This window comes from Bacteroidales bacterium, assembly GCA_021157585.1.
In the GTDB taxonomy this organism is placed as follows: Bacteria; Bacteroidota; Bacteroidia; order Bacteroidales; family UBA12170; genus UBA12170.
The window spans coordinates 1-2649 of record JAGGWH010000128.1 but is presented as its reverse complement, the minus strand read 5'-3'; the positions used below and the strand labels follow the sequence as shown (position 1 = coordinate 2649).

3 protein-coding genes are annotated in these 2649 nt (G+C 34.5%); all 3 read left to right on the top strand.

Features of this window, described 5'->3' with window-relative positions; all coding sequences use genetic code 11:
* A partial coding sequence (locus J7K39_08935; GenBank protein ID MCD6180013.1) for an N-6 DNA methylase occupies positions 1-455 on the top strand: 455 nt, incomplete at its 5' end.
* Positions 448-1317: a KilA-N domain-containing protein gene (locus tag J7K39_08930; protein ID MCD6180012.1), complete on the top strand. Its 870-nt coding sequence runs from the start codon at positions 448-450 to the stop codon at positions 1315-1317. The genes J7K39_08935 and J7K39_08930, both read left to right, overlap by 8 nt.
* Positions 1310-2500 carry a restriction endonuclease subunit S gene (locus J7K39_08925; protein MCD6180011.1) on the top strand — a complete coding sequence of 397 codons (1191 nt, stop codon included), beginning with the start codon at positions 1310-1312 and terminating at the stop codon, positions 2498-2500. The genes J7K39_08930 and J7K39_08925 overlap by 8 nt, the downstream gene beginning before the upstream one ends.
* The last annotated feature ends 149 nt before the right edge of the window (positions 2501-2649 follow it).

Sequence of the window (2649 nt, the reverse complement as noted above, 5' to 3'; positions counted from 1 at the left end):
ATTGTATTGTCAATTTGCCTGCTAAACTATTCCTAAACACCCAAATTCCCGCTTCACTTTGGTTTGTCAGAAGAACCAAAACCACTCGCAATGGTGAAATACTTTTTATTGATGCTCGAAATATGGGGCATCTCATAAACCGTAGAACTCGTGAACTTTCAAAAGAAGATATACAAAAAATTGCAGACACATACCACAATTGGCGAAACCCTGATGGAAATTATGAGGACATAAAAGGCTTTTGCAATTCGGCAAGTATTGAGCGAGTAAAAGAATTGGACTATGTTTTAACTCCCGGAAGATATGTCGGTTTGGCTGACGAAGAGGATGATTTTAATTTTAATGAACGTTTTTTAAAACTAAAAGCTGAATTTGAAGAACAGTTAAAAGAAGAAGCTGTTTTAAATAAACGCATTGCCGAAAACCTTGCTAAAATCGAGTTGAAAGATGAGTAAGAAAAACAAAAAGATTGAAGTTAAAGGACACGAAATAACTGTTTTTTATACAAAAGAACAGGACTTTATCTCGTTAACGGATATTGCAAAACATAAATCTGATGACCCAAGTGCGGTTATTGGTAATTGGATGCGGAATAGAAATACAATTGAATTTTTAGGAATTTGGGAGTCGCTTTATAACCCCGATTTTAAACCCCTCGAATTCGAGGGGTTTAGAAAGCAAGCCGGTTTAAATGCTTTTACGCTTTCAGCTAAAAAATGGGCTGAAACAACAAATGCCAAGGGTTTTATCGTTAAATCGGGTAGATATGGCGGAACTTATGCACATAAAGATATTGCTTTTAAATTTGCCAGCTGGATTTCTGTTGAGTTTGAACTTTATCTGATTAAAGAATTTCAACGCTTAAAAATAGCAGAAGCTAAGGAATTGGAATGGGATGTAAAGAGACAACTTACAAAAATTAACTACCGAATCCATACCGATGCAGTAAAAGAAAATCTGATACCCGAAAATCTTACTCCTACGCAGACAAGTTTTGTTTATGCCAACGAAGCCGATGTATTGAATATGGCTCTGTTTGGAAAAACCGCAAAGAAATGGCGAGAAGAAAACCCAGATAAAAAAGGTAATATCCGTGATTATGCCAATGTAAGTCAATTGGTTTGTCTGGTAAATCTTGAAAACCTGAATGCAGTTTTTATTAACGAAGGCTACGAACAAAGCCTACGCCTTAAAAAGCTAAACCAAATCGCCATACAGCAGATGAAAATTTTGGTAGAAAATACCTCTGTTGAAATGTTGAATGACCTGCCTGCGTCCGCAGGACAGGCAGGTAAAAACGGAGGCGGTGATGAGTGAGCGGAAAGAAGTTAAGTTGGGAGATTTAGGAACTGTAATAACTGGTAAAACCCCATCAAAAAAATATCCAGAAGATTGGGGAAATGTAATGCCATTTATTACACCTTCAGACTATAAAAATTATAGAAGAAAAGCCAGCAATAGCGATAGAAAACTCTCAGAGAATGGCATTAAAAAGCTACGAAATAAAGTTTTACCAAAAGATTCAATTCTTGTTACCTGCATTGGTTCTGATATGGGTAAAGTTGTGATGAATGATATTGAAGCAATAACTAACCAACAAATAAATTCAATTGTCCCAAATACACAAATTGTTTCAAGGGATTTTCTGTATTACAGATTAGTTGCGATGTATGAAATATTGAGAATTTATGGTGGTGATGGAACTGCTGTCCCAATTATAAATAAAGGTGATTTTGAAAATTTAGAAACAGATATCCCCCCACTTCCCGAACAAAAAGCCATAGCCGAAGTATTAAGCAGTTTGGACGACAAAATAGACCTGCTCCACCGCCAAAACAAAACCCTTGAACAAATGGCAGAAACGCTTTTTAGGCAGTGGTTTCTGCCTGTGCGTGACCGCACGCAGACAGGTGTGGAAGAGGCTCGGGAGGATTGGGAGGAGAGACCGTTAAAAGAAATTTATGTCTTTGAAAAAGGGTTTGAACCTGGTAGTAAAAATTATCTAGCGGATGAAGAGTTAAATAATATTAGATTTATTAGAGTTGGGGATATGTTTAATTTAAAGGGAAATGTTTTTATAAAAAAAGAATTAGCATTGAAAGTTTGCAATGAAAAAGATTTGCTTATGTCTTTTGACGGAACTGTAGGAAGAATGACTTTTGGTCTAAAAGGTGCTTATTCATCAGGAATTAGAAAAATTTATTCTAATAACCCGTTATATAATAGTTTGGGATTAAAATACTTACTTTTTAAATCTAAAGATATTCAGGAGTTGATTAAATCTCATGCATCTGGAACAGTAATTTTGCACGCCAGTTCTTGTATAAAATATTTAACTTTTAGTTTCCCTAGTAAAGGACAAATAAAGAAGTTTAATAATATTATTTCTCCATTTTTTGATAAAATTCTTAAAAACAAACTACAAATCCGCACCCTTGAAAAATTGCGGGATATCTTGTTGCCGAAATTGATGAATGGTGAGGTAAGGGTAAAATATTAAAAAGGAAGAATTATGAAAGAAAATGCAAAAGAATATTTAAAGGAATTTGCAAATTCACAAGCAAATTGGTTAAAAGCTTTAATTTATGAAGCAATAGAAACCAATGGAAAAATATCAGAAAAAAGAAAGGATGAAATCTATAAAAACTT